21 protein-coding genes and 3 pseudogenes are annotated in these 25,776 nt (G+C 69.8%); 13 read left to right on the top strand and 11 right to left on the bottom strand.

The annotated features are described in order from the left end of the window. Positions 1-14: 14 nt before the first annotated feature. The 5 genes and pseudogenes from ACFYRH_RS26030 to ACFYRH_RS26010 all read right to left on the bottom strand — a co-directional run. Positions 15-2,225: pseudogene (locus tag ACFYRH_RS26030) on the bottom strand (DNA gyrase subunit A); the annotation flags it as partial. A 237-nt stretch (positions 2,226-2,462) separates the two neighbouring features. Continuing rightward, positions 2,463-2,669, bottom strand: a pseudogene (locus tag ACFYRH_RS26025) (LAGLIDADG family homing endonuclease); the annotation flags it as partial. 417 nt (positions 2,670-3,086) lie between these two features. Next, positions 3,087-3,725: pseudogene (locus ACFYRH_RS26020) on the bottom strand (DNA gyrase subunit A); the annotation flags it as partial. Positions 3,726-3,783: 58 nt separating this feature from the next. Further along, positions 3,784-5,733, bottom strand: a complete 1,950-nt coding sequence (locus ACFYRH_RS26015; RefSeq protein WP_387780429.1) for an FtsX-like permease family protein — start codon at positions 5,731-5,733, stop codon at positions 3,784-3,786. After that, positions 5,733-6,500 (bottom strand): ABC transporter ATP-binding protein, encoded by a 768-nt coding sequence (locus tag ACFYRH_RS26010; RefSeq protein ID WP_387780426.1) that lies wholly within the window; start codon positions 6,498-6,500, stop codon positions 5,733-5,735. The genes ACFYRH_RS26015 and ACFYRH_RS26010 overlap by 1 nt, the downstream gene beginning before the upstream one ends. Positions 6,501-6,609: 109 nt before the next feature. On the opposite strand from ACFYRH_RS26010, the gene ACFYRH_RS26005 reads away from it, so the two are divergent. Genes ACFYRH_RS26005 through ACFYRH_RS25990 form a run of 4 tightly spaced genes read left to right on the top strand, consistent with a single transcriptional unit; the run spans position 6,610 to position 9,357 of the window. Next, a complete protein-coding gene (locus tag ACFYRH_RS26005) occupies positions 6,610-7,884 on the top strand; it encodes a sensor histidine kinase (RefSeq protein WP_387780423.1) in 1,275 nt (424 codons plus the stop codon). Then, the gene (locus ACFYRH_RS26000) at positions 7,866-8,519 is read left to right on the top strand and encodes a LuxR C-terminal-related transcriptional regulator (protein ID WP_387780420.1); all 654 of its coding nucleotides are present in this window, start codon (positions 7,866-7,868) and stop codon (positions 8,517-8,519) included. The genes ACFYRH_RS26005 and ACFYRH_RS26000 overlap by 19 nt, the downstream gene beginning before the upstream one ends. 2 nt (positions 8,520-8,521) lie before the next feature. Beyond that, positions 8,522-8,926, top strand: coding sequence for a CoA-binding protein (locus tag ACFYRH_RS25995; protein WP_387780417.1), 405 nt, complete (start codon positions 8,522-8,524; stop codon positions 8,924-8,926). Positions 8,927-8,934: 8 nt separating this feature from the next. Continuing rightward, on the top strand, positions 8,935-9,357 hold the full coding sequence (locus tag ACFYRH_RS25990) for a TIGR03667 family PPOX class F420-dependent oxidoreductase (protein WP_387780414.1): 423 nt from the start codon (positions 8,935-8,937) through the stop codon (positions 9,355-9,357). Here the strand turns inward: ACFYRH_RS25990 and ACFYRH_RS25985 are convergent. From ACFYRH_RS25985 to ACFYRH_RS25975, 3 genes are read right to left on the bottom strand one after another with little or no spacing between them, the layout of a single operon-like run. Continuing rightward, positions 9,354-9,602 (bottom strand): DUF2630 family protein, encoded by a 249-nt coding sequence (locus ACFYRH_RS25985; RefSeq protein WP_387780412.1) that lies wholly within the window; start codon positions 9,600-9,602, stop codon positions 9,354-9,356. The genes ACFYRH_RS25990 and ACFYRH_RS25985 overlap by 4 nt on opposite strands. Continuing rightward, positions 9,599-10,366, bottom strand: a complete 768-nt coding sequence (locus ACFYRH_RS25980; protein ID WP_387780409.1) for an ABC transporter permease — start codon at positions 10,364-10,366, stop codon at positions 9,599-9,601. The genes ACFYRH_RS25985 and ACFYRH_RS25980 overlap by 4 nt, the downstream gene beginning before the upstream one ends. After that, complete coding sequence (locus tag ACFYRH_RS25975) at positions 10,367-12,082, bottom strand: AMP-binding protein (RefSeq protein ID WP_387780406.1); 1,716 nt, start codon at positions 12,080-12,082, stop codon at positions 10,367-10,369. It abuts the gene before it with no gap. 82 nt (positions 12,083-12,164) lie between these two features. On the opposite strand from ACFYRH_RS25975, the gene ACFYRH_RS25970 reads away from it, so the two are divergent. Beyond that, complete coding sequence (locus ACFYRH_RS25970; RefSeq protein WP_387780403.1) at positions 12,165-12,614, top strand: MmpS family transport accessory protein; 450 nt, start codon at positions 12,165-12,167, stop codon at positions 12,612-12,614. 10 nt (positions 12,615-12,624) lie between these two features. On the opposite strand, the gene ACFYRH_RS25965 is transcribed toward ACFYRH_RS25970, so the two are convergent. Then, the gene (locus ACFYRH_RS25965; protein WP_387780400.1) at positions 12,625-13,671 is read right to left on the bottom strand and encodes an SLC13 family permease; all 1,047 of its coding nucleotides are present in this window, start codon (positions 13,669-13,671) and stop codon (positions 12,625-12,627) included. A 41-nt stretch (positions 13,672-13,712) separates the two neighbouring features. Here ACFYRH_RS25965 and ACFYRH_RS25960 point away from each other — a divergent pair, with 41 nt between their 5' ends. Next, positions 13,713-16,418 (top strand): GNAT family N-acetyltransferase, encoded by a 2,706-nt coding sequence (locus tag ACFYRH_RS25960; RefSeq protein WP_387780397.1) that lies wholly within the window; start codon positions 13,713-13,715, stop codon positions 16,416-16,418. Here ACFYRH_RS25960 and ACFYRH_RS25955 read toward each other — a convergent pair. Next, positions 16,411-16,923, bottom strand: coding sequence for a DUF2087 domain-containing protein (locus ACFYRH_RS25955; RefSeq protein ID WP_387780394.1), 513 nt, complete (start codon positions 16,921-16,923; stop codon positions 16,411-16,413). The two genes, ACFYRH_RS25960 and ACFYRH_RS25955, sit on opposite strands and share 8 nt — an antisense overlap. A 54-nt stretch (positions 16,924-16,977) precedes the next feature. Between ACFYRH_RS25955 and ACFYRH_RS25950 the strand changes: the two genes are divergently transcribed. From ACFYRH_RS25950 to ACFYRH_RS25930, 5 genes are all read left to right on the top strand, one after another. After that, positions 16,978-18,033 (top strand): P1 family peptidase, encoded by a 1,056-nt coding sequence (locus ACFYRH_RS25950; RefSeq protein ID WP_387780391.1) that lies wholly within the window; start codon positions 16,978-16,980, stop codon positions 18,031-18,033. Between the two features lie 108 nt (positions 18,034-18,141). Beyond that, positions 18,142-18,891, top strand: coding sequence for an ABC transporter ATP-binding protein (locus ACFYRH_RS25945; protein ID WP_387780388.1), 750 nt, complete (start codon positions 18,142-18,144; stop codon positions 18,889-18,891). Further along, positions 18,888-20,537: an FtsX-like permease family protein gene (locus ACFYRH_RS25940; RefSeq protein WP_387780385.1), complete on the top strand. Its 1,650-nt coding sequence runs from the start codon at positions 18,888-18,890 to the stop codon at positions 20,535-20,537. Before ACFYRH_RS25945 ends, ACFYRH_RS25940 begins: the two co-directional genes overlap by 4 nt. 57 nt (positions 20,538-20,594) lie before the next feature. Continuing rightward, complete coding sequence (locus tag ACFYRH_RS25935; RefSeq protein WP_387780382.1) at positions 20,595-21,206, top strand: DUF5998 family protein; 612 nt, start codon at positions 20,595-20,597, stop codon at positions 21,204-21,206. Between the two features lie 4 nt (positions 21,207-21,210). Beyond that, on the top strand, positions 21,211-22,338 hold the full coding sequence (locus ACFYRH_RS25930; RefSeq protein WP_387780379.1) for an alkaline phosphatase family protein: 1,128 nt from the start codon (positions 21,211-21,213) through the stop codon (positions 22,336-22,338). Here the strand turns inward: ACFYRH_RS25930 and ACFYRH_RS25925 are convergent. Beyond that, on the bottom strand, positions 22,335-23,990 hold the full coding sequence (locus ACFYRH_RS25925) for a S8 family serine peptidase (protein ID WP_387780376.1): 1,656 nt from the start codon (positions 23,988-23,990) through the stop codon (positions 22,335-22,337). The genes ACFYRH_RS25930 and ACFYRH_RS25925 overlap by 4 nt on opposite strands. A gap of 98 nt (positions 23,991-24,088) precedes the next feature. Here ACFYRH_RS25925 and ACFYRH_RS25920 point away from each other — a divergent pair, with 98 nt between their 5' ends. Both ACFYRH_RS25920 and ACFYRH_RS25915 read left to right on the top strand, forming a co-directional pair. Continuing rightward, on the top strand, positions 24,089-24,742 hold the full coding sequence (locus tag ACFYRH_RS25920) for a thymidine kinase (protein WP_387780373.1): 654 nt from the start codon (positions 24,089-24,091) through the stop codon (positions 24,740-24,742). 76 nt (positions 24,743-24,818) lie between these two features. Beyond that, the gene (locus ACFYRH_RS25915) at positions 24,819-25,646 is read left to right on the top strand and encodes a sulfurtransferase (RefSeq protein WP_387780370.1); all 828 of its coding nucleotides are present in this window, start codon (positions 24,819-24,821) and stop codon (positions 25,644-25,646) included. Positions 25,647-25,776: the final 130 nt, after the last annotated feature.

Raw genomic sequence — 25,776 nt, 5'->3', positions numbered from 1 at the left:
CCTCTTCACAACGTTCAGCCTGCCAGATCGGAAGCGCACGCAGCGATCGGCTGCGCAACCGGTACGCCGGACCCGTCCCGCCGCATGTCCACAGGAGGCAGGTCCACCGGTGCACCGCTACTCGCGCTGGCCTTCACCGGCGCCGTACCGATGAAGCCGAGCAGCAGCCCGTCCTCACCCTTCAGCAGCCGCTGGCAGCGCACGCCGCCCGTCCCGCGGCCCTTGCCCGGGTACTCGCTGAACGGCGTCACCTTCACCGCGCCGACCTCGGTCCCCGGCAGCGCCGACTGCGAGCCCGCGATCGTCACGACCTGCGACTCGCGGTTGCCGTCGACGGCACCGAAGAACACCACCTTGGCCTTGGCGGCGAGCCGCACACCGGCCATACCGCCCGCGGTCCGGCCCTGCGGCCGTACGGCCGACGCCGGGAAGTGCAGCAGTTGCGCGTCCGAGGTGATGAAGCACAGCTCCTCCTCACCCGTCGCGAGCTCGACCGCGCCAATCACCTCGTCGCCGTCCTTCAGGCTGATGATCTCCCACGAGTCCCGGTTGCTCAGGTGGTCCGGTACGACGCGCTTCACCACGCCACCCGTCGTCCCGAGGGCGACGCCGACGGACTCGGGGTCCATCGTCGTCAGCGCCAGCGCCTTCTCACCCGGCTCCAGCGACACGAACTCCGCGACCGGCGCGCCACCCTGCAGGTTCGGCGCGTTCGCGGTCGTCGGTACGGCGGGAAGGTCGAGCGACTCGAGCCGGATCAGGCGGCCGGCACTCGTCACCAGCCCGTACTGCCCGCGGGCCGTGCTCTGCACCGCGGACACGATCGCGTCGTGCTTGGCCCGCGACTCGGTGGCGCCGAACGGCTCGACCCCGTTGGTGCGCGCGAGCAGCCCGGTCGAGCTCATCAGGATCCAGCACGGGTCGTCGCTGACCTCGAGCGGTACGGCGGCCGTCTTGGTGGCACCGGACGACTCCAGCAGCACCGTGCGCCGCGGCGTCCCGTACGTCTTGGCGACCTCGGCGAGCTCGTCGGAGACCGTCTTCCGGAGCAGCTTCGGGTCCTCGATGATCGCGGTCAGCGCCTCGATCTCGCGCTCCAGCTCACCCTTCTCGGTCTCCAGCTCGAGCTTGGAGTACTTCGTCAGGCGGCGCAGCGGCATGTCCAGGATGTAGTTCGCCTGGATCTCGGACAGGTCGTAGATCTCGATCAGCCGGATTCGCGCCTCGGCGGAGTCCTCGCTGCTGCGGATCACCTGGATGACCTCGTCGATGTCCAGGATCGCGACCAGCAGACCCTCGACGATGTGCAGCCGGTCCTGCGCCTTCTTCCGGCGGAACTCGCTGCGCCGGCGCGTCACGTCGTACCGGTGCTCGAGGTAGACCTCGAGGAGCTGCTTCAGGCCGAGTGTGCGCGGCTGGCCCTCGACCAGGCAGACGTTGTTGACGTGGAACGCGTCCTCGAGCGGGGTCAGCTTGTAGAGCTGCTCGAGCAGTGCCTCCGGGACGAAGCCGTTCTTGACCTCGATCACCAGCTGGGTGCCGTGGGTGCGGTCGGTGAGGTCCTTGACGTCCGCGATGCCCTGCAGCTTCTTGCTCTGCACCAGGGTCTTGATCTTCTCGATCACCTTCTCCGGACCGACGGAGTACGGCAGTTCGGTGACCACGATGCCCTTGCGCCGCGGGGTGACGTTCTCGATCCGGGCGGTGGCGCGCATCTTGAAACTGCCGCGGCCGGTGGCGTAGGCGTCCTTGATGCCCTCCAGCCCGACGATCTTGCCGCCGGTCGGCAGGTCGGGGCCGGGGACGAACCGCATCAGGTCGTCGAGGTCCGCGCCCGGCGTCTTGATCAGGTGCCGGAGGGCCTGGATGACCTCGACCAGGTTGTGCGGCGCCATGTTGGTCGCCATCCCGACCGCGATCCCGGCGGCGCCGTTGACCAGCAGGTTCGGGAAGGCGGCCGGCAGGACGGCCGGCTCCTCCTCCTGACCGTCGTAGTTCGGCCGGAAGTCGACGACGTTCTCGTCCAGGCCGTTCGTCATCGCCATCGCCGACGGCGCCATCCGGCACTCGGTGTTGTGGTTGACGAACCCACCGGCGAGGAACGAGTGGTCGTCGCTGTCCACCCGGATCGAGTACACGGCCTCGGGCTCGCAGTCCTCGATCTCGGCGACCTCGACGAAGCGGTACCCGGAGTCCATGATCGGCGCGACCACGCCGAGGATCTCAGGGTCCTTGAACTTGCTGACCAGCAGGCTGCGATCGGTCTGCCACCGCTCGAAGCGGTCGAAGTTGTGGTTGAGCAGCCAGCTCTTGCCAGTACCCCGCCCGGCACCGAGCGACTCGCGCACGAAGTCCGCGACGTACGGAGCACGATCCTGGGTCAGCCGATGCGTGTACCGCGGGGCTCTGTGCAGCAGCTCCTGGAGCTTGTGCCGTTTGGCGGCCAGGAAACCGACCCGCTCGCTGAACGCGTGAATGTTGTGTTGGCCGGAAATCACCAACCGGTACTCGCCGCGCGAGTAGTGAGTCAGGTTGCTGTGCACGCCGAACTCGAGCAGGAGCTCCTGTAGTTCGCCCGCCAAGGTCGGGCTGTACGTCGAGTACTGGATCGTGACCGAGGCGTCGTTTGCTCGGCGGACTCCACCGTCACCTTCGTACAGTGCCATCAGGAACGCGCGCTTGAGGCCGACCGTGCCGTTCCAGACTGCTTCTGGGACGTGCTTCTCAGCGGCCTTGAATCCGATCAATTTCGCAAGCGGGCTCTCCCGGAACGCCGTCAGGTTCTGGATGTCGAGCTCGTGAATGGTGCGCTCCGACCGGCGTGTCTTCCGCGAGTACACGTACCGCGGGCCGCCGACGATGGCGTCGTACGCGGCGAGAACGTACTCGAAGTACTCGTGGTCGGTGTTGTTGAACCCAGCCCGTTCGGCGGAGGCGAAACCTTCCGACACCCAGGCCCCGAACAGTGTCCCGAGCATCATCTCGTGAGCCATCGGGACGTCCGTCGTCCACGCGTTGCGCGCGAGACAGACCACCGTGCCGGGCTTCACCTCGTCCAGCCGCAGCCACTGGAACATGGGCACGCCCAGGACCGGCACCAGGCACAGCACCGGGTGGTTGTGACTCCCGCGCAGGGCATGGCCGCTCGCCGTCACCAGTTTCTTCACCGGATGTACGCCGGAATTGAACAGCTTGGTGGCGCGGACCGGCTTGCCGTCCTTGTCGAGCACCTCGAGATCCACAAAGGCCTCGGAGTTGTCCGGCAGGTTCATCAGGTCGGCGATCCTGGGGGAGCTACCGTCCGCCATTCGAACCCGGGTATCACCGGTCAGGCAGTACCGCATGGCCGCCGGGCCGTCGTCGAGCGAGCCGAAGTTGCCGTGGCCGTCGATCAGGGGGACGCGCATCGACCACGGCTGCGCGGTCCGGACCAGGGCGTCGTAGATCGCGCCGTCACCGTGTGGGTGGTACTTACCCATCACCTCACCGACGACGCGCGCCGACTTCACGTGGCCGCGGTCGGGGCGGATGTTGTTCTCCGCCATCGAGAACAGGATCCGCCGCTGCACCGGCTTCAGCCCGTCCCGCGCGTCCGGCAGCGCCCGGGAGTAGATCACCGAGTACGCGTACTCCAGGTAGCTGGTGCGCATCTCGTCGGAGACGTCGACGTCGAGGATGTGCTCCTCGAAGTCCTCGGGTTCGGCAGTACTGGTACGGCGTGCCATGCGGTTCTACGAACTCCTCGATCAAGCGGTACGGCGCCTCGACGGTCCGGCGCCGCCCCTATTGTCCCTGGTCCAGGGCGTTTTGCCCGGTCACGACCCGCAGGATGTACGTCGTCGGGGCCAGAGCGGACCCTACCGCCAGCGTCAGACAAAGTCCGCAGATCCCCAGCAGTACGCCCCAGGGAACGGTCAGGGGTACGTCGGCCACGCCCGCGGTCATCGCGTGCCGGATCAGGATCCCGACCGTGACCGTGATTGCGGTACCGAGACTCAGCGCGACCGCCCCGACCAGCGACGACTCCCAGAGCACCATCCGCCGGATCTGCGCCGGCGTCGCTCCGAGTAGCCGTGAGGTGACGAACTCGTGTCTGCGCTGCAGGCTGCCCATGAGCAGCGTGTTGGCGATCGCGATGGCGCTGTAGAGCGCGGCAGGCCCGAGCAGCAGGATCAGCCCGAACTGGTTTCCCTTCCGTACGCCGTCCGCCTGGTCGGCCTCCCAGTCCGCAGCGAGCTGCGCGTTCGGCAAGCGGCGTACGAGGTCGGCCGGGTCGACGCCGTCGGCGGGGAGGACGAACTGGCGCTCGGGCTGCGCCCGCGGTGCGTGCTGACGGGCGAGGTCCAAGGGCAGGAGCAGCGACGGGGTCACGCCGAAGGCGTCCTTGACGACCGCGACAATCCGGAGCTTGGCCTGGACACGGTCGGTGAACGTCACCGGGATCTCGTCGCCGACCTCGTACCCCTCGAAGCCGGACAGTTCCTTGCTGACCGCGACTCCGTTCCCGGTGAGCTTCGTGAGGTCGCCCGACAGGGTGCTGAGGTCCCGGGTCCGGGAGGCGATCGCGGGATCGATTCCTTCGGCGTCCTCGAGTTCGGCGTCGTCGCGGTCGACGCGCACCAGTTTCACCGGCAGGCCGGCGTCGACGGTCGCGACGCCGGGATCGGACAGCTTGGCGGAACCCGTGACCACGACCGGCGCCCGGACGGCGTCGCGGATGGTCGCGGCCGCGCTGTCGGCGGCGAAGCTGAGACTCAGCACCATCGAGCCCGCGATCGCCGATATCGCCAGGATCGGCGCGGCCAGCGACGCACTCCGGCGCGGAGCGGCGACAACGTTGCTGCGGGCCAGCCGCCCGGACACCCGAGTCCACGCGACCAATGGGACGGCCCACAGCCGACCGAGGAGCGGAACGATCAGCGGTGCGAGCAGTGTCAGCGCGATGACCATCAGCATCGGCGTGAACATCGCCAGTGGTACGACGCCGTCGCCGCTCGAGGGCCGGATCAGCGCCAGCATCACGATCGACCCAGCCAGGAACAGCAGACCGGACACGATCCGCACCGGCCCGATCCGAGGCGGTTCGAGCGCCGCCTCCCGAAGTGCGTCGATCGGCGCGACCCGGCCGGCCCGGCGGGCGGCCGAGCGCGCACCGAGCAGCGCGACGACCAGCCCGACCACGACCGCGATCGACAACGGAATCCACGGCGCGGCCGGCTCCAGCTTCACCGGCGCGAGCTCCGTGTACGACGCCTTGCGCAGCAGCAGCGGGGTGGCCAGTTGAGCCAGCAACGCACCGGACAGTGCGGCCGCGATCGCGACGACGACTGCCTCGCCGAGGATCATCCGGCGGATCTGGCGTGGAGTCGCGCCGATCAGCCGGAGCAACCCGATGTCCCGCCGCCTGGACGCGACGGCGAACGCGAAGGTGCTGGCGATCACGAAGATCGTGATGAATCCGCAGATCGTGCCGACCATACTCAGCACCACCTGCAGACCGGACGGGTCCGCGTCCGTGATCGGCACCCGGACCTGCCGGGGCCCGTCGCCGTCACCGTTACTGCCGAGCGTGGTCACCACGATGCTCGCGAGCGCGGGACCGCGGTACGCGATCGTCGACGCGGTCGCGTTCGCCGCCAGTCCGAGCAGGAACACCCCGACGGCCAGTGCCACGAACGAACCGGCGTACAGCGATCGGTGGCTCCTGATGGTCTGACGGCTGAGGAAGAACATCAGCGCTCCAGGTCGCTCATCGCGGCGACGATCTGCGCCGGCGTGGCCCGGTCGAGGTGACCGCCGAGCAGGCCGTCGGACAGGAACAGGACGCGCTCGGCGTACGCCGCCGCGACCGGGTCGTGGGTGACCATCACGACGGTCTGGCCCGCGCGGTCGGTTGCCTCTCGCAACAGTCCGAGGACCTGCCGGCTGGTCCCGCTGTCCAGCGCGCCGGTCGGCTCGTCGGCGAAGAACACCGACGGCCGCGTGATCAGGGCCCGCGCGATCGCGACCCGCTGCTGCTGGCCGCCCGACAACTCGGCGGGCCGCCGCTTCGCCTTCCCGTCGAGTCCGACCTGGTCGAGCACCCGCAGAACGTTGCTCCGGCTCGGGCGGCGACCGGTCAGCCGCAGCGGCAGCGCGACATTGTCGTACACGGTCAGCGACGGCAGCAGGTTGTACGCCTGGAAGACGAACCCCATCTCGGACCGGCGCAGCTTGGTGAGCTCGACCTCGCTCAGCCCGCCCAGCGGTACGCCGTTGAGCACCACAGTGCCCTGGGACGGGTGGTCGAGCCCGGCCGCGCACTGCAGCAGCGTCGACTTGCCGGAGCCGGACGGGCCCATCACGGCGGTGAACGACCCGCGCGCGAAGCCGTACGTGACGCCGCGCAGCGCGTCCACCGATCCGGCCTTGGAGCGGTAGGTCTTGGTGATTCCGTCGAGCAGCAGCGCCGGCCCCTCGGTCGGCGCGACGGGCGGGTACGAAGGCGCGGTAGCGGTCATGGAACCAGCCAATCGCCCAGCACGCTCTCGGGCGCTGGCCCGGAGGAGACAGCTGGAGTAGCGCGCACGCTACCGCTCGACGAGCGATCCTCAACCTAGGGTTGAGCGTGTGGAGAGACCCAGCACGGTCTGGACGGCGCTCGCGTCGCCGCGGTACCTGATCTCGTCGTGGCCGTGGCGGAGCTATGCGTACCTCTTCACGTCGGTGCCGATGGGAGCCGCGTCGATCGTGGTGCTGGTGGGACTCGCGGCGCTGAGCGCGCTGCTGAGCCCGATTCTGATCGGGATCCTGATGCTGACCGCCTTCCCGCTGATCGGCGCGGGAATCGGGTGGGCGGAGCGGCGGCGCGCCGGGCTGATGCTGGTGGACGGCATCAGCAGCCCGCACGCGACGCTGCCGATCGCACTGCCGCTGCGGCAGCGCCTCGCGTTCCGCCGCCGCGAGCAGGCGTCGATGCGGGCGCTCGGGTACGGCTTCGTCCTCGGGGTGTTCGTCTGGCCGCTGAGTGCGTTGTTCGCAGGCATCAGCGCGACGGCCCTGCTGACGACGCTTGCGGCGCCGGTGATCGCCGACGGCGAGGAAATGGGGATGGGGCCGTGGACACTGAACACGGCGCGGGAGGGGTTCGTCTTCCTGATCCTGTTCGGGCCGGTGTTCTACGCGGTCAGTTCGTACCTGCTGGGCGTTCTCGCGGGCGCGGAGGCCTCGCTCGCGAAGGCGATGCTGGGACCGCGTCAGGAGGAACTGCAGCGCAACCTCGCGGACCTGCGACGGTCCCGCCTCGATCTGGTCGACGCGTTCGAGACGGAGCGGGCGCGGATCGAGCGGCACCTGCACGACGGCGTACAGCAGCGGCTGGTCGGGCTCACCATGACGCTCGGGCTGGCGGAGCTGGATCTGCCGGAGGGGGAGGGGCGGCGGATGGTGGTGAAGGCGCACGCCGAGGCCGAGGCGGCGCTGGCCGACCTACGGGCCGCGGTGCGCGGCATCCATCCACGTGTGCTGGTCGATCACGGGTTGGAGGCCGCCGTACGGGAGGTGGCTGACCGGATGCCGCTGCCGGTGACCGTGCAGCTGTCGGTTCCGGCGCGACTGCCGGCGCCGATCGAGGCGGCGGCGTACTTCGTGGTGAGTGAGGCGCTCGCGAACGTCGCGAAGCACGCGCAGGCGACACAGTGCGAGGTATCCGGGTGGGTCGATCGTGAACGGCTCGTCATCACGGTGCAGGACAACGGCGTCGGCGGCGCGAAACCCGGTGCCGGGACTGGTCTGACCGGGCTGGTGACGCGACTGGACGCGCTGGGAGGCACACTCGACGTCGACAGCCCACCCGGTGGGCCGACCCGACTGAGGATGGAGTGCCCGTGCCGACTCGGCGACTGAGCATCGTGCTCGCGGAGGACTCGCTGCTGCTGCGCGAGGGTCTGGCGAGCATCCTGGATCGCGCGGGGCACGACGTACGGGATTCCGTGGGAGACGCGGACACGCTGCTGGCGGTGGTCCGCAAGGAGCCGCCGGACGTGGTGATCACCGATGTCCGGATGCCGCCCGGGCACAGCGACGAGGGGCTCCGGGCCGCGGCCGCGATCCGCGCCGAGCTGCCGGCGATCGGGATCCTGGTGCTGTCCCAGTACGTCGCCGACGCCTACCTCTCGTCGTTGCTGGAGACAACGACCGGCGGGATCGGGTACCTGCTGAAGGACCGGGTCGGGCACGTGACCGAGTTCCTCGAGTCACTGGACCGGGTCGCCGACGGCGGCACGGTGGTCGACCCCGAGGTCGTGCGCCAGTTGCTGGCGCGGCGCCGGAACGACGGCCCGCTGGCGGGGCTCACGCCGCGCGAACTCGAGGTGCTCGCGCTGATGGCCGAGGGCCGGGTGAACGCGTCGATCGCGGAGCAGCTGGTGGTGAGCGAGGCGGCCGTCCGCAAGCACGTCGGCAACATCTTCGCGAAGCTGGAGCTGGACGACGGCCGGGACCGGCGCGTGTCCGCCGTACTGACGTATCTGAGAGGTTGATCATGGACGAGGCGATCCGGAAGATCCTGGCCGAGTGCGAGACGTGGGCCGTGGTCGGGTTGTCGAACAACTCCGACCGGGCGGCGTACGGCGTCGCGCGGTTCCTGCAGGGCCACGGGAAGCGGATCGTGCCGGTACACCCGTCGGCGGAGACCGTGCACGGCGAGCAGGGGTACGCCGCCCTCGCGGACATCCCGTTCGCGGTCGCCTGCGTGGACGTCTTCGTCCGCTCCGAACTGGCCGGCGACATCGCGGACCAGGCGGTGGGAATCAACGCGAAGGCGGTGTGGTTCCAGCTCGGTGTAGTGGATCAGGACGCCTACACGCGAACGACGGCCGCGGGTCTCACGATGGTGATGGACCACTGCCCGGCGATCGAGTGGAGCCGTCTCGGACCGACCTCCTGAGGACAGTGATGTTCAGCATCGACAGCTCGACCGGTTTCGGCCGGCGGATCGCCCGGCAACTCGACGACGAGACCGTGATCTGGCTGACCACGGTCGGTAGGTCCGGTACGCCGGCGCCGAATCCGGTCTGGTTCCTGTGGCACGACAACGAGATCCTGATCTGCAGCCAGCCGGACACGGCGAAGCTGCACAACATCGCGGCGCGCCCACGGGTCGCGCTCAACTTCAACGCGACCCACACCGGGGGAGACGTCGGCGTCTTCTCCGGTACGGCGGTCATCGACGGCACCCCGATCAGCGGCGCGGCGCTCGCGGCGTACAACACGAAGTACGCCGACGACATCGCCGGGCTCGGGATGACGACGGACGAGTTCCACGCGTCGTACTCCGTGCTTGTCCGGATCACTCCGGACAGGCTTCGCGGCTTCTAGTTCAGGTAGCCCTCGACCGTGTCGGCCGACCGGGGCTGCACGTCGTCCGGGTTCTCGCCGAACTCGCGCTTGGCACGGCGCTGCCGGAGCAGGTCCCAGCACTGGTCCAGCTCGACCTCGAGGGCCTTGAGCCGGGCCTGCTCGTCGGCGTCGTCGACCTGCCCCGCCGCGTGCTTGGTCCGGAGCTCGTGCTCCTCGGCAACCAGGTCGTCGATACGGCTGAAGATGCTCTTGTCGTCGCTCATGCGGTAACCGTACGCCCGTCCGGAAGCTTCGAGCGTGACAGGAGCTCGGTGAGGACCAGGATGGCGATCGCCTCCGCCGCGACCAGGCCGATCAGTACGACGAGTTGCAGCGCCGCCGCCTGGGTCGGGGAGGCGCCGCCGAGCACCATTCCGACGAACGCTCCGGGCAGCGTGACGAGCCCGACGGTGCGGGTCTGGTCGAGCGCGGGCAGCAGCGCGTCACCGGCGACCGGGCCGGCGACGAGCTTGAACGCGTCGGGCTGCAGCAGCCCGATCGACAGTCCGGCCTCGAACTCGCCGTACCGGGTCCGGTACTCGCTCAGCATCCGGCGGCCGGCCAGCGTGCAGGCGGTCATCGCGCCGCCGACGATGATGCCGCCCATCGGCAGGATGCTCGCCGGATTCCGCGGCACCACCCCGGGCAGGATCAGCAACAGCAGGACCGTGAACGCCCCGGTCCCGATCGCGGCTGCGCAGTACGCCCACTGTCCAGGGATCGCGGCGGTTTGCCGGATCCGTCGCGTGCTCGTCACGGTCGCGACCACGAACATCAGCAGGACGAAGGCGATCGCGCCCAGCGTGTACTGCAGCGCGATCCCGACGACGGCCCCGACAGCGGCCAGCTGTACGACGGCACGCAGCGCCGCGGTGACGATCCCCTTGTCGTGCTGGAGCCCGCCGTAACGCGAAGCCCCGACCCCGATCGCGATCAGCAACGGCAGGACGACGACAGCGGCCCAGCCGAGCCCGGTGTGGAACGACACTTACCTGAAGTCCGCCTCGTCGTACGTCAGCCCGCCGCCAGACCCGGTCTCCACCTTCGCGGCCTCGTCGGCGCGTAGCTCGACGCGGCGGATCTTCCCGGAGATCGTCTTCGGCAACTCGGCGAACTCGATCCGCCGGATCCGCTTGTACGGCGCCAGGTGCTCGCGGCAGAACGCCAGGATCTCCCCGGCGAGCTCCCGCGACGGCTCGTGACCGGCCGCGAGGACGACGTACGCCTTGGGTACGGCGAGCCGCACCGGGTCCGGCGACGGGACCACCGCTGCCTCGGCGACCGCCGGGTGCTCGATGAGGACCGACTCCAGTTCGAACGGGGAGATTCGGTAGTCGCTCGCCTTGAACACGTCGTCCGAGCGCCCGACGTACGTGATGTAGCCGTCCTTGTCACGGCTCGCGACGTCGCCCGTGTGGTAGTACCCGTTCCGCATCACCTCGTCGGTGAGCTCCTGGGCGTCGCGGTACCCGCGCATCAGCGGGACCGGCGGCGGGGCGAGCTCGATGCAGATCTCGCCGTCGTCGCCGATCTCGTCGGTCGACGGGTCGATCAGCGCGATGCTGTACCCGGGCAGCGGGCGGCCCATCGAGCCGAGCTTCACCGGCTGGCCCGGCGGGTTGCCGATCTGCGCGGTCGTCTCGGTCTGGCCGTACCCGTCGCGGATGGTGATGCCCCACGCGGTCCGGACCTGTTCGATCACCTCGGGGTTCAGCGGCTCGCCGGCCGAGATGCACTCGCGGATCCGCACCTCGACCGCGGACAGGTCGGCCTGGATCAGCATCCGCCACACCGTCGGCGGCGCGCAGAACGTGGTCACGCCGTACTCCTGGAGGACTCGGAGCATCTTCTCGGCGTTGAAGCGGGTGTAGTTGTACAGGAAGACGGTCGCGCCCGCGTTCCACGGCGCGAACACGTTGCTCCAGGAGTGCTTCGCCCAGCCGGGTGAGGACACGTTCAGGTGGACGTCGCCGGGCTGCAGGCCGATCCAGTACATCGTCGACAGGTGCCCCAGCGGGTAGCTGACCTGGGTGTGTTCGACGAGCTTCGGCTGACTGGTCGTCCCCGAGGTGAAGTAGAGCAGCAGCGAGTCGCCGGCGGCGGTGTCGACCTCCGGTACGGCGCCTTCGTACGACTCGGTGTCGGCGTAGTGCAGCCACCCCTCGGCCGGTTCGCCGACCGCGACGCGGATGCAGTCGTCCGCGATCCCGGCGTACCGGCCGGCGTCGGCGCCGCTGGTGATCACGGCGCGGACGTTGCCGCGGGTGATCCGGTCGGCGAGGTCGGCGTCGGTCAGCAGAGTGGTCGCCGGGATCATCACGGCGCCCGCCCGGATGCAGCCGAGCATCGTCTCCCACAGCTCGACCTGGTTGCCGAGCACGATCAGCACCCGGTCGCCCGGCTTCAGACCGGCCGTTGTGAGCCAGCCGGCCACCTTCCGGGACCGCTCGGCCATCTCGGCGTACGTCCGGGAGCTGACCTCACCGTCCTCCTCGACGATGGTCAGCGCGGCCACCTCGGGCTGCTCGACCGCGAGCGCGTCGAACCAGTCCCGCGCCCAGTTGAACCGCTCGAACGCGGGCCAACGGAAGTCCCGGTACGCCGTCTCGTAGTCGTCCCGGTGCGCGACCAGGAAGTCGCGCGCCGCCCGGAACTCCCGCGTGACGTCCGAGGTGCTCTGCTCCGTGCTGTCCGATGAGCTCATGCCCGCATCTTTGCCCAGCCACTACCCATCGGTAAACCGGCCACTCCGCGCACCTGGCCCGCACGCACTGTAAACACTGCCTATGACCGCTGTGCCACCCCAGCCGCCCGCACGCACGTTCGGCATCCGCCGCAGCAAACCCGCGATCGCGGCGCTGGGCTGCGTCGGCCTGGTCATCGTCGTCCTGGTCGGCGGGTCGATCGGCGTGCTGATCTGGGGACACCTCAAGACCGCCCGGGACATCCGGTACGAGGTGTCCGGCACCGTCGGTCACCCGACGATCTTCTACCAGGTCGACGGGGACGAGAAGAACGGTGAGCGGAGGGAACAGACCGCCGGAGCGACGCTGCCGTGGTCCATGCGTTTTCACACCAAGCTGATGATCAGCCGGGCCTTCGTGCAGGCGGTACGCCCGGCGACGAGTTCCACCGGGACCATGGCGTGCACGCTGTGGATCGACGGGAAGGTCGTGGCGCACGAGACGGCCGGTGCGGAGGATCCGATCGTCTCCTGCGCGGAGCCCGATCGTTGACCCCGAACCGTCACAGCTGGAGGGCGAGAACGGCGCCGGTGATGACCAGTGGGGTGAGGATCAGGCCTCGCCACAGGAAGGACCACCAGGAGATGTCGACGCGGGCGGCGTCGCAGCGGGCTCGCCAGAGGAGGGTGGCGAGCGAGCCCCAGAGCGTGAGCAGGCAGCCGCAGTTCACGCCGATCAGCAGGGCGAGCATGCGGTGCGGGGTGTTCTGGGCGACGGGCTCCATGGCGAGGTACGCCGGGAGGTTGTCGAACAGGTTCGCGCCGATCGCCGCGGTGAAGCTGAGCCGCAGGTCGGACGTCGTACCGGCGATCCGGCGGAGCAGGTCCTCCAGGCCGTGGGCGCTGAGGAACCCGACCACCGTGAACAACACGATGACAGTGATGACCAGCTTGTACGGGACCAGTGACCACCGCAGCGCGCTGCGGCGCCGGATCGCGAACAGGACGACGAGGACGATCGCGCCGATGCTCGCCGGAATCGCGACCTCGACACCCGACACGAAGGCCGGTCCGAGCAGCACGCAGACGCCCGCCGAGCCCCAGAACAGCACCTTGTCCTCGACCGCCGGCGTCGGCGGCACCTGATAGGTGCGGTTCAGGTCGCGCGCGAAGAGCGCCGCGAGAACGGCGACGGTGATCACGATCGCCGCGATCGCCGGTCGCCAGCTGACCGAGATGTAGCTGACGTCGAACTGGCGGAACGGGTGCTGGGCGAGCAGGTTCGTCAGGTTGGAGACCGGTAGCAGGAGCGACGCCGTACCGGCCAGCCACACCGTGGTGAACGCGAACAGCTTCGGCGGGATGTCCAGTTGCCGGGCCATCGACAGCACGACCGGAGTCAGCAGCACCGCACACGTGTCGAGGGAGAGCACGATCGTCAGGCCGGTGGCGAGCGCGACGACCAGGAGCCAGAGCCGCCACACCCGGCCGCGGGCGAGGTGCGCGGCCTCGCGGGCCGCGACGTCGAACACCTTCGCCTGGTCGGCCAGCTCGGCGATCACGGTGACTGCGATCAGGAACACCAGCACCGGGGCGATCCGCTCGAACATAATCACGACCTCCCGGGTGCCGATTTGAGTACGCTTGCCAGGTGCCGGACCAGTATGACCACGAGCTGCCGGAGACCTACCCGGCGGAGTACGAGGCGGACGTCGTCCTGCGGGACGGCGCGACCGCGCATCTGCGGCCGATCACACCGGCCGACGCCGACCTGCTGGTCGCGTTCTACGCCCGGGTGTCCGAACAATCGAAGTACTACCGCTTCTTCGCCCCGTACCCGCAATTGTCCGAGCGTGATGTGGCGAGGTTCACGCAGGTCGACTACCACGACCGCACCGCGCTGATCGTCACGGTCGGTGACGAGATGATCGGCGTCGGCCGCTACGAGCGCACCGGCCGCCGTACGGCGGAAGTCGCGTTCCTGATCGAGGACGCGCACCAGGGTCGTGGTCTGGGCCAGTTGCTGCTCGAGCACCTGGCGCAGGCGGCCCGGGAGAACGGCATCCACCGGTTCGTCGCCGAGGTGCTGCCGGACAACCGGAAGATGATCACGGTCTTCACCGAGGCCGGGTACAAGGTCGCCCGGGAGTTCGAGGACGGCGTGATCATGGTCGAGTTCGACATCGCGCCGACCGACACCTCGTTCGGTGTGATGCAGGCCCGCGAGCAGCGCTCCGAGGCGCTCTCGATCGCGCGGCTGCTGACCCCGGCGTCGGTCGCGGTGATCGGCGCCAGCCGCCGCCCGGGCACGATCGGCAACGCGCTGCTGCGCAACCTCCGCGACGGCGGGTTCCCGGGCCGGTTGTACGCCGTGAACACCGACACCAAGGCCATTCCCGGCACCGAGATCGAGGGCGTTGCGGCGTACCCGACGATCCGGGAGGTCGACGACACGGTCGACCTGGCCGTGGTCGCGGTGAAGGCGGACATGGTCGCGGACGTCGTCCTGGACTGTGCCGCGAAAGGCGTCCGCGGGCTGGTCGTGGTGTCCAGCGGGTTCGCCGAGATCGGCGACGAGGGCCGCAAACGGCAGCGGTACCTCGTGGGTCTCGCGCGTTCGTACGGGATGCGGGTGATCGGGCCGAACGCGCTCGGGGTGATCAACACCGCCCCCGGGGTCTCGCTGAACGCCACGCTGTCGCCGCTGATGCCGAGCAGAGGGCGGGTGGCGTTCTTCTGCCAGTCCGGCGCGCTCGGCGTACCGATCCTGGCGGACATGGTCGGTCGTGGCCTGGGCCTGTCGAGTTTCGTCTCGGCCGGCAACCGGGCGGACGTGTCCGGCAACGACCTGATGCAGTTCTGGTACTCCGACGAGGCCACCGAGGTCGTCCTGCTCTACCTGGAGTCGCTCGGCAACCCGCGGAAGTTCAGCCGGGTCTCCCGGCGGCTGGCCGGGCGCAAGCCGGTGATCGCGCTGAAGTCCGGGCGGGCCACCCAGGGTGTCCCGGTCGGGCAGCTGGTCCGGCGCAGCCAGTTGCCGCCCGCAACCATCGAGTCGATGTTCCGGCAGAGCGGCCTGATCGGGGTGGACACCACCGGCGAGCTGTTCGATGTCGCGCAGCTGCTGGCGCACCAGCCGCTGCCGAAGGGCCGCCGGGTGGCGATCGTCTCGAACTCGGACGCGCTGACGCTGCTCGCCCTGGACACGATGGCCGGCTGTGGTCTGGACGTGGCCGGCGAGCCGCGGAACCTGAGCGCGGACGCGAACGCGTCGGACTTCGGCCTCGCGCTGTCCGAGGTGTTCGCCGACGAGAAGGTGCACTCGGTCGTCGTGATCTACACACCGCCGGTCCAGTCCAGCGGCGGCGAGGTCGCCCAGGTGCTGGCCGCGGCGGCCGCCGGTTCGGACAAGCCGGTGGTCTCGACGTTCCTCGCCTCGCGCAGCGTCCCCGAGGAGCTGCGCGTCCCGGACGAGGACGGCGGCGCGGCCCGCGGTTCGATCCCGTCCTTCCTCAACCCGCAGTACGCCGTCGGCGCGCTCGCGAAGGCCACGCAGTACGCCGAATGGCGGCGCCGCTCGGACAGCCCGATCCCGGACCTCCCGAACGTCGACACCGCCGGGGGAGAGGACTTCGTCGCGGAGTTCCTGCAGCGGCACCCGGCCGGCGCGGACCTGGACGACGCGGACAAGCAGCGGCTGCTCAGCTTCTACGGCATCTCGGTGCTGCCGGCGTTCCCGGTGCTGAGCGCCGACGAGGCGGTGGACCGGGCCGCGGAGCTCGGGTTCGAGGTGATCCTCAAGGCGACCGCGGAGCAATGGCGGATGCGTCCGGACCTCGCCGACATCTGGCGGCACATCCACGACGAGGACGACATGCGGGCGGCCTGGGCGGAGATGACCCGGATGTTCGGCGTCGCGTCGGACCCGGGGCGCGCGCAGTTCGTCGTACAGAAGATGGCGCCGCCGGGAGTGCCGGTGGTGATCTCGACGATCGAGGACGTGTCGTTCGGGCCGGTGGTGACGTTCGGTCTGTCCGGCGTCGCGACGGACCTGCTGGGCGACCGGTCGTACCGGATGCCGCCGTTGACCACGCGGGACGCGGCCGAGATGGTGCGCGAGGTGAAGGCGGCGCCGCTGCTGTACGGCTACCGCGGGTCGGACCCGGTGGACATCTCCGCGATCGAGGACCTGCTGCACCGCGTCTCCCGGCTGACCCTCGACCTGGAGGAGGTCGTTCGTCTCGACCTCCGCTCGGTCCTGGTCGCCGCGGAGGGCGCGACCGTCCTCGACACCAGGGTGCGGATCGCCCCCAACGAGAAGCCCCGTCAGGACATGCCGGCCCGCCGTCTCACCTGACGCGCGTGTAGATGCTGTTCTCGCGCTGCAGCAGCCGGGCGTCGACCAACTCGCGGCGCAGGGCAGCGTGGTCCGCGTGCCAGCGGTTCAGGATCTCGTTGACCTCGGGCTCCGGATAGTCGCGGCCGACCTCGAAGCCCTGCACCAGGTACTCGAGCACGATCCGCAGCTTCTCCGGGAACGTCGGGAAGTGCGTCAGCCGGCCGTCCCGGATGAATCCCTTGAGTACGGCGTCCCGCGCCGGATCCGGATCGAGCGGCACCCACTCCGGCCGGCTCTCCCGTACGGCGTCCTTGAAGACGCCGTCGTCCGCGGTGAACCCGTCCCGGCTCGCCTCGATCAGTCCGCCCTTGGTGAGCCGCTGCAACGCTTTCACCACGACCGGCGCGGGCAGCCCGGTGCTCCCGGCAACCTGCTCGGGAGTGGTGGCGCCGAGGACGATCGCGGAGTACGTCCGCAACCTCGACGGTTCGGCCAGCAGACCACAGAGCTGATCGGCGTTCATGTGTTTCACGCTAACCCTCGCCGCAACCGGATTTCGGCGTGCAAGGATCGTCTCATGGAGCCTGGTCCGCACAACGCGATCACCGATGTCCCCGGAGTCCTGGTCGGTCAGGTCGAGCGCGTCGACCCGCCGTACCTGACCGGCACGACGGTGGTCCACGTGCCGGCGACCGCCGTCGCCGCGGTCGATGTCCGCGGTGGCGCGCCCGGGACGCGCGAGACCGATCTGCTCTCGCCGGTGAACTCCAACGGCGGGGTGAACGCGGTCGTCCTGACCGGCGGCAGCGCCTTCGGCCTCGACACCGCGGGCAGTGTGATGCGCTGGCTGGAGGAGCGTGGCGAGGGCGTCCGGGTCGGCCAGGGCGAGTACGACGTGGTGCCGATCGTCCCGACCGCGGTGATCTTCGACCTCGCCCGTGGCGGCGACTTCAAGGCCCGCCCGGAGCCGTCCTGGGGAGCCGAGGCGATCGCGGCCGCGGCCGACGGTCCGGTTGCCCAGGGCAACCATGGGGCCGGCGCCGGCGCCCGGGCCGGCACGCTGAAGGGCGGCGTCGGCACGGCCAGTGTCCGGCTCGACGACGGTACGACGGTCGGCGCGCTGGTGATAGTGAACGCGGCCGGCTCCACGGTCGACGCCGACGGCAATCTGTACGGCGCCCGTCTCGGCCTCGGCGACGAGTTCACCCATCTCCGGACGCCGACCGAGCCGCCGCCACCGGCCGCACCGGGCCGCAACCTCGTCCCGGGACCGTCGATGAACACAGTGATCGCCGTCATCGCCACCGACGTACCGCTGGACAAGGCGGCGACGAAGCGGATGGCGATGATCGCGCACGACGGGCTGGCACGGGCTATCGACCCGATCCACACGCTCGTCGACGGCGACAGCCTGTTCGCGCTCTCGACCCGGGTGCCTGACGACGACCGGCCCCGGTTGAGCGTCACGGATCCGACCGCGCTCGGCCGGCTGGAGACGGTGTACGCCGCCGGCGCCCGGACACTGACCCGCGCGATCGTGCACGCGATGCTGAACGCCGAGTCGGTCGAGACACCGAGCGGCACGATTCCGAGCTACCGCGACGCCTACCCGTCGGCCTTCCGGACCGACTGACGTACGACTCCAGTCGTACGCCGGATCGCCGAAGGGCGCCGGAAGACGACCTGAAGACCGGTCTGCGGGCCGACGCCCGCGGGCGCCGTCCGCGAAAGGCTCTGCGGTATGAACTTCCAGAGTCCCCAGTCGCAGATCGTGCTCAGCGGTCACGGTCTGGTCAAGAACTACGGCACCGTCGTCGGTCTCGCCGGGGTCGACGTCGCGGTGCGGTCCGGTGAGGCGCTCGCGGTGATGGGTCCGAGCGGCAACGGCAAGACGACGCTGCTGCACGTGCTGGCCGGCATCCTCACGCCCGACCAGGGTGAGGTCTGGCTGGGTGGTGAACGTGTCGACCAGCTGAACGACGCCGCCCGGACGGTACTGCGCCGGCGCCGCCTCGGTTTCGTCTTCCAGGACAACCAGTTGCTCGCCGAGCTGCCCGCGGACGAGAACGTGGCGCTGCCGCTGATGGTCGACGGTCTCAGCCGGCGCGACGCGATCGGCCGCGCCCGGACGACGCTCGCGCAGGTGGGGCTCGCGGCCGAGGCTGGTCGGCGTCCCGGCGAGCTGTCGGGTGGGCAGGCGCAGCGGGTCGCGATCGCACGGGCGCTGGTCGGCGAACCTCAGGTGGTGTTCGCCGACGAGCCGACCGGTGCACTCGACGCGGCGACCGGGTCCCAGGTGATCGACCTGCTGGTCGGCGCGGCGACGTACCGCGGGGCGGCAGTGGTAGTCGTGACTCACGACAACGCTGTCGCGGCCCGCTGCCACCGCGCCCTCCACATTGTCGACGGTCGGGTGAGCGATGCACCGGGCGCTGCACCGGGCGCCGTCCCGCTCGCCGGCGGTCAGCTCGGAAGCAGGGCTGTGCGATGAATCCGATGACAGACCTCGGGCTGCGGTTCGTCCGTCGGCCCGGACCCGGTGGTCGGGCCGCCAACCTTGCGGCGCTCGGTGCGACAGCCGTGGTCGCTTTGCTTGTGACATTTCTGATCGCGGGCTCGCTCGGTCTGTCGCACCGCTCGGAGCGGATCGGCTGGCGGAGTGCGGACAAGGCCGACCCGGCAACCGCGATCGGCGCGCTGCACCTGGACGACGACCAACGGGTCGACGGCCACCGGCTCACGGTCCTCGACCTCGCGACGCTCCGCCCGAACGAGCTCGCGCCGCCACCTGGACTCGACCGCTCCCCGAAGGCCGGTGAGGTCTTCGTGTCACCCGAGGTCGTCAAGCACTGGTCAAGCCTCAGCAAGCAGTACGGCGGCGCGCAGCCGACCGGCGTGATCAGTAACAAGGGCCTGTCGTCGCCGGAGGAGTTCATCATCATCCGGGGTGTCCGGACGATCCCGGCCGACGAGCACCCGCAGTACGTGAGTAGCTGGCACGAGAAGGTCTGGGACAGCCGCATGGTCGGTTTGCTGATCGCAGTGGCCTTCGGCATCACGCTGGTGCTGTTCCCGATCCTGAGTCTCGTCGGTCAGGCAGCAGGCGTCGCAGCGAAACGTCGCGAGCACAGACTCGCCGCGCTGCGACTTGCCGGTGCTACACGCACGCAGGTGCTCTGGCTGAGCGCTGTGGAGCAAGCTGTGCTCGGACTGATCGGTGCGGTAGTGGGTCTGGTCGGCTACACGCTTCTGAGTCCATTGATCGCACAGATCCCGCTGGGCGGAGGACGCTGGTACGTCAGCGACATCACCGTGCAGTGGTGGACTGTCCTGCTTGTACTGGTCGCCGTACCCGTTTTGTCCGTTGTCAGCGCACTGATCGGGCTCGGACGTGTCAGCATCACCCCGCTGGGCGTCGTACGCGGTCAGACGCGCAAGGGGGTCAGCGTCCTGCGTCTCGGGCTCTTGGTGATCGGTCCGGTGGTTCTGGCGTACTACGGGATGCAGGCTGCTGTCGTGCCGCTGATCATCGGGATCGGGTTCGCCGCGCTCGCCGTACGGATCATCGGGCCGTGGGCGGTCCAACTGGTCGGCAAGACGATGGCGAACCTGGCGAACGGGCCTGTTGCGTTGCTGGCCGGTCGACGGCTCGTGGACGACCCGAAGGGCGCGTTCCGTCCCGTTGCCGCGCTGGTGCTGTCCGGCTTCGTCACCGGGTTCATCTCGGTGTTCATGCCGCCAGGCGAGGACGACCCGACTTTCAGCGACATGCGGATCGGAGTGGCGCTGCTGCTGTCGCTCGTGTTCCTGACAGTCGCCGCGTCCACGGCCGCTGGAGCCGTCGGCACCGCACTGGATCAAGCGGCGCCGGCGAAGGCGTTGCGGCGGTCCGGCGTACCACTGCGGGTGATCGAGCGGTCCGCGCGGCTCGCAGCCGTCGTACCGGTGATCGGTGTCGGTCTGCCGGTCGTCGGGTTCGGCGCGCTGTGCGGGCTGGCGTTGAGTGGTGGAAAGGTGATCACGCAGGGGAGTTCCGGCGTACTGCTGCTCGTCGGGCAGGTCGTCGCCGGCCTGGTCCTCGTCGCGGTCGCCGGGGCGGCCGGAGCTCCGGTACTGCGGAAGGCCAGCGCCAACTGAGCGCGGTTGTCCACAAGGGTGAACCGTTCGGGCTCGCGGTCGTGCAAGGATGAGGGCATGCGTGACCTGAATACACCGGAGCTCGCGGACGCGTCGGCGGACCTGCGCGCGGCGATCGATCGGTGCGGCTACTACCCCGACGTGGTGACGGATTCGCTCGCGGTGGCGATCGCCGGCGAGCCGATCCGGGCCTACGTGCTGCAGCACGAGCCGACGTTCGACCGCGACGAGGTCCGGCGGCACATCACGATCCTGGCGCTCACCCCGAGCCGGCTGATCGTCGGCCACACCGACGAGCACGCGGCCGACGAGGTGATCCGGACGCCCTACGCGTCCACCTCCACCGAGGCGATCCCGCTGCACCGGGTGAACGCCGTGGTCGTGAACCGCGTCGTCCCGAACCCGGCCGGCTACGCCTCGGGCAAGGCCGACCCGGCGGTCGCGGGCGGCGGTGAGGTGGTGCTGACGATCGGCTGGGGCATGGTCAATCGGATCGACCTCGAGCCGGCCGTCTGCGCCGACCCGAACTGCGAGGCCGACCACGGGTACACCGGGTCGGTCGCGGCCGACGACATCTCACTGCGCATCAGTGCCGCGGCCGACGGCCCGGCGGGGATCCAGCAGGTGCTCGAGTTCGCCAAGGCGCTCTCGTTCGCGACCAGCAGGTAGCGCCGTGATCGTGCCGGTGTCGCCGCAGTACGGCGGCGGAGCGCTCGCCGACGTCCTGCCGTCGGTCGCCGGCGCGCTGTCGGTTCCGGGGGAGACCAACCTCCTCGGCCTCCCGACCGCACCGCGGTACGCCGTCCTGCTCCTCGACGGACTGGGGTGGAACCTGCTCCAGCGGTACGCCGACGCAGCGCCGTACCTGTCCTCGTTGATCCCGCAGAGCCGCCATCTGACAGCGGGCGTGCCGTCGACGACCGCAGTGAGCCTGACCAGCCTCGGGACCGGACTGCCGCCAGGCGCGCACGGGATCGTCGGCTACACGTCGATCGTTCCCGAGAGCGGCGCCCTGCTGAACGCGCTGGCCTGGGACGCGCCGGTCGATCCGCGCCGCTGGCAGCCGCACGGCACGGTCTTCGACCGGATGGCCGCCGCCGGTGTCGCCACGCGCAACGTGAGCAAGGCGCGGTTCGACTCGTCGGGGCTGACCATGGCGGCGTTCCGCGGCAGCAAGCACCGCGGCGCCGACACCGTCGAGGACCGCCTGGACGCGACCCGCTTCGCGAGCCGCGAGGGCCGCTCGTCGATGGTCTACGTGTACGACTCGCAACTCGACTACATCGGCCACCAGCAGGGCGCCGACTCGGCGCAGTGGCGCAAGGAGCTGTCGGCTGCCGACGCGTTCGCCCAACGCGTGCGGTCAGCTCTGCCGCGGGACGCCGTACTGCTCGTCGTCGCTGATCACGGCATGATCGACATCGCGCCCGAGCAGCGCGTCGACGTCGACGCCGAGCCGGCGCTGACCGACGGCGTGCGCGTCGTCGGTGGCGAGGCCCGCTTCCGGCACCTGTACTGCGTTCCGGGCGCGGAAGCCGACGTGATGGACGTCTACAGCGAACGCCTGGGGGACAAGGCGCTGGTGCTGTCCCGCGCGGAGGCGATCGCGCGCGGCTGGTTCGGTTCGGCCGTCGAGGATCGGGTGTCGCCGCGGCTCGGCGACGTCATCGTCGCGTCGCTCGGGCCGGTGGCCCTGATGGCAAGCCGCCGGCACCCGCAAGAGGCGACGCTGATCGGGCTGCACGGCTCACTGACTGCCGACGAGATGGAGATCCCCATGCTCGTCGACACCGGGAACTAGAAGCTCCAGACGTCCCAGTAGAAGCTTGTGGTCGCGGTCTTGGCCTCGCCGTCGCGTGCCGTGACGGTCACCTTGTAGCGCCCGGATCCGGGCGTCAGGACGCCGGTGATCCAGCCACGCTCGGTGTCGATCGTCAGACCCGGCGGCAGACCGGTCGCGGTGTAGCTGATGTCGCCGGTGCCCCCGGTGCCCTTGAGCAGCAGCGGGATCGCCGGCACACCGCCGACCCCGATCTGCTCCATCGGCTGGGTGACCGAGATGGCGCCCTGCGGCTGGGCGGATGCCGCGCCGACCGCCTCGGCCGCGTCGACGAGACCTTCGCCGTAGAACGAGTTGTTGGTCGCCGACCCGATGCACTGGCCGGAGGCGCCCGGGGGACAGGCGAGATCGTTGGCCTGCTGCGCGAGCTTCCCGCGAACCTGGGCGGCGGTCAGCTTCGGGTTGGCACTCCGGAGCAGGGCCGCGACACCGGCGACGTGCGGCGACGCCATCGACGTACCCTCGAGGACCTTGTAGCCACCGCCGGGGACGGTCGAGAAGACGGCCTCACCAGGAGCGGCCAGGTTGATCTTGTTCTCGCCGAAGTTGGAGAACTGCGACTTCGTGCTCGTCGGGTCGACCGAGGCGACGACCACCACGTTCGGCAGTTCGGTCGGCAGACTGATGCAGTCGTTGGTGACGGCACGCTCGGTCGCGGTCGAGTCGTCCGGGCTCGAGTTGTCGGAGGTCTTGTTCGCCAGGTCGTAGTCCTCGTTGCCGGCCGCGGCGACGTTCACCACACCCTTGCTGTCCGAGTACGCGACCGCCCGGCGGACGGCCTCGGCGATCGCGTCCTGGTCCTTGTCGCTCGGGCACAGGAACAGCCACGGGTCGACGTAGTAGCTGTTGTTGGTCACCGAGACGCCCTTGTCGGCCGCGAACATGAACGCGCAGACCGTGTTCTCCGGGAAGAACAGCTGGTTGCCGGGCTCGGCCACCCGGATCGACGACACCTTCACCCCGGGCGCCACGCCGATCATCCCGATGCCGTTCTTCGCGGCGGCGATCGTGCCGGCGACGTGCGTGCCGTGCTCGCCGACGGGCCGCCACGCGCCCGGCCGGGAGTCGACCTTGCCGTAGGCGCAGGACGCCGATCGGGTGGTGTCGAAGTTCGCCTTCAGGTCCGGGTGCTGGTCGTCGACGCCGGTGTCCAGGACGCCGACGGTGACGTTCTTCGCGCCCGGGTTCTTCTGCCAGGCGCGGTCGGCGCCGATCTGCGTCATGTCCGACCGGTCGGTCTCCGCCACGGTCGTCGCGGTCTCCGGCACCGCCGGCGGGATCGCCGGATTCGCGACGTCCGCGGGCAGGTCGGTGGTCCGCGTCGCGCCGGCCTTCTGGACGCCGTCCACACCGCGCATCTTGGTGACGAAGTCGGCGGCCGCCGAGTGCGCGACGATCACTCCGATCGCGTCGTACGTCGCGTAGACCGTCCCGCCGTTGCTCGTGATCGCGCCGGTGACCTTTCCGGTCTGGTTCGGTGCGGTGATCACGAAGTACGCACGCAACCCGGCCTCGGAACGGACCGGCGCCGCACTCGCCGGGAGGCCGGCCGGAAGGGTGGCGGTGAGGACCGTCAGACAGGCCGCGAGGGCGAGGAGCAGAGCTTTGCGCACGATCCATTCAAACCGTAGTGAGGCTCAGAACCCAAGCCACCCCCCACGACACACCCCGGCGTGCGGGACGGACCTCTGACTTGGCAGGATGTTCGCTCGTGGCGGAGCTCCTCTATTTCACCGGGACCATGGACTGCGGCAAGTCGACACTGGCCCTGCAGATGGATCACAACCACAAGGCCCGTGGCCGGCTGGGGCGGATCTTCACCAGTCACGACCGCGCCGGCGAGTCGGTGCTCTCGTCCCGGCTCGGGCTGTCCGCGGACGCCGTCGAGGTGCGCGGCGAGTTCGACTTCTGGGACTACGTGGTCGGTGAGCTCACGCACGGCGGACGGATCGACTACGTGGTGTGCGACGAGGCGCAGTTCTACAGCCCGTTGCAGATCGAGCAGCTCGCCCGGCTGGTCGACGAGCTGCAGATCGACGTGTTCTGCTTCGGGATCCTGACCGACTTCCGCGCGTCGCTGTTCCCGGGATCGGCGCGGTTGGTCGAGCTCGCGGACCGGATGGAACTGCTCCAGGTCGAGGCGTTGTGCTGGTGCGGTGAACGGGCCACGCACAACGCCCGTACGATCGGTGGGGAGATGGTGACCGAGGGCGAGCAGCTGGTGGTGGGTGACATCGAGACGCACGACCACGAGGTCGCGTACGAGGTCCTCTGCCGCCGCCATCACCGTCGCCGCCTCACCCAGGCCCGCGCCCGCGCCACCCTGTCACCCGAGGTCCTACCCTTCGGAGGAGCCGCTTCATGAACGAGCGCAGCGAGTTCGTCAAACGACACAGCGCGATTCGTGCCTCATTCGCGCCCGGAGCGAAGCGGGGACGTGGATGAGTGCGCTGATCACCGTCGCCGAGCTGCGCGCGCTGTCCGCCGTGCCGGTGCTGGCCGACGTCACCTGGAACCTCGCGGGACCGCCCGGCAAGGACGCGTACGACGCGGGCCACCTGCCCGGAGCGCACTTCGTCGACCTCGACACCGAACTCGCCGGTCCACCCGGCCCCGGCCGCCACCCGTTGCCCGACGCAACCACCGTCACCGCGACCTTCGCCCGCCTCGGCGTCACCTCCGCCGACACCCCGGTAGTCGTCTACGACGCCGCCAACTCGACGGCCGCTGCCCGGGCGTGGTGGGTCTTCCGCTACTTCGGTCTCACCAACGTAAAGGTCCTCAACGGCGGCCTAGCGGCTTGGAGAGCAGCCGGCGGAGAGCTCACCACGACTGCTCCCACAACGGGTAGCGTCGCTGACGGATTTGTCGCGACGCCCGGCCACCTGCCGGTGCTGGATGCGGAGGGTGCTGCCGCGGTGGCGGCGAAGGGGATTTTGCTCGACGCCCGCGCACCTGAGCGGTTCGCGGGGGAGGTGGAACCGATGGACCCGGTCGCCGGCCACATCCCCGGTGCCGTCAACGCCCCCACCACCGCGAACGTCGACGACACCGGCCACTTCCTGCCGCCCGCCGACCTCCGCACCCGCTTCGCCAACCTCGGCGCCACCGCCGACACCGAGGTAGCGGTCTACTGCGGCTCCGGCGTCACCGCCGCCCACGAAGCCCTCGCGCTCGAGTCAGCCGGCGTACCAGCCACCGTCTACATCGGCTCCTGGTCCGAGTGGATCACCGACCCAACCCGCCCGGTAGCCACCGGCTCAGACTGAGCCGAGTCGTGAGGTTCGGCTGTGGTCAAGGGGCCAGAACTCACGACTCGGCGTCCGGGGTCGCCACCAATTGCCACGACTCGGCGGGTTAGACCACCCTTGACTTCTTTGGCGTTTTTGCGGGACTCTG

This window comes from Kribbella sp. NPDC004875 (assembly GCF_042873375.1).
In the GTDB taxonomy this organism is placed as follows: domain Bacteria; phylum Actinomycetota; class Actinomycetes; order Propionibacteriales; family Kribbellaceae; genus Kribbella.
Note: the sequence above shows the minus strand (reverse complement) of the source record. Positions and strands in the feature narration are given on the sequence as shown.

What these genes read in the sequence shown, in the direction of transcription:
- ACFYRH_RS26015 (WP_387780429.1), bottom strand. Translation starts at nt 5,733, where the DNA reads ATGTTCTTCCTCAGCCGTCAGACCATCAGGAGCCACCGATCGCTGTAC.
- ACFYRH_RS26010 (WP_387780426.1), bottom strand. Translation starts at nt 6,500, where the DNA reads ATGACCGCTACCGCGCCTTCGTACCCGCCCGTCGCGCCGACCGAGGGG.
- ACFYRH_RS25995 (WP_387780417.1), top strand. Translation starts at nt 8,522, where the DNA reads ATGGACGAGGCGATCCGGAAGATCCTGGCCGAGTGCGAGACGTGGGCC.
- ACFYRH_RS25990 (WP_387780414.1), top strand. Translation starts at nt 8,935, where the DNA reads ATGTTCAGCATCGACAGCTCGACCGGTTTCGGCCGGCGGATCGCCCGG.
- ACFYRH_RS25985 (WP_387780412.1), bottom strand. Translation starts at nt 9,602, where the DNA reads ATGAGCGACGACAAGAGCATCTTCAGCCGTATCGACGACCTGGTTGCC.
- ACFYRH_RS25975 (WP_387780406.1), bottom strand. Translation starts at nt 12,082, where the DNA reads ATGAGCTCATCGGACAGCACGGAGCAGAGCACCTCGGACGTCACGCGG.
- ACFYRH_RS25970 (WP_387780403.1), top strand. Translation starts at nt 12,165, where the DNA reads ATGACCGCTGTGCCACCCCAGCCGCCCGCACGCACGTTCGGCATCCGC.
- ACFYRH_RS25965 (WP_387780400.1), bottom strand. Translation starts at nt 13,671, where the DNA reads ATGTTCGAGCGGATCGCCCCGGTGCTGGTGTTCCTGATCGCAGTCACC.
- ACFYRH_RS25955 (WP_387780394.1), bottom strand. Translation starts at nt 16,923, where the DNA reads ATGAACGCCGATCAGCTCTGTGGTCTGCTGGCCGAACCGTCGAGGTTG.
- ACFYRH_RS25950 (WP_387780391.1), top strand. Translation starts at nt 16,978, where the DNA reads ATGGAGCCTGGTCCGCACAACGCGATCACCGATGTCCCCGGAGTCCTG.
- ACFYRH_RS25945 (WP_387780388.1), top strand. Translation starts at nt 18,142, where the DNA reads ATGAACTTCCAGAGTCCCCAGTCGCAGATCGTGCTCAGCGGTCACGGT.
- ACFYRH_RS25940 (WP_387780385.1), top strand. Translation starts at nt 18,888, where the DNA reads ATGAATCCGATGACAGACCTCGGGCTGCGGTTCGTCCGTCGGCCCGGA.
- ACFYRH_RS25935 (WP_387780382.1), top strand. Translation starts at nt 20,595, where the DNA reads ATGCGTGACCTGAATACACCGGAGCTCGCGGACGCGTCGGCGGACCTG.
- ACFYRH_RS25915 (WP_387780370.1), top strand. Translation starts at nt 24,819, where the DNA reads ATGAGTGCGCTGATCACCGTCGCCGAGCTGCGCGCGCTGTCCGCCGTG.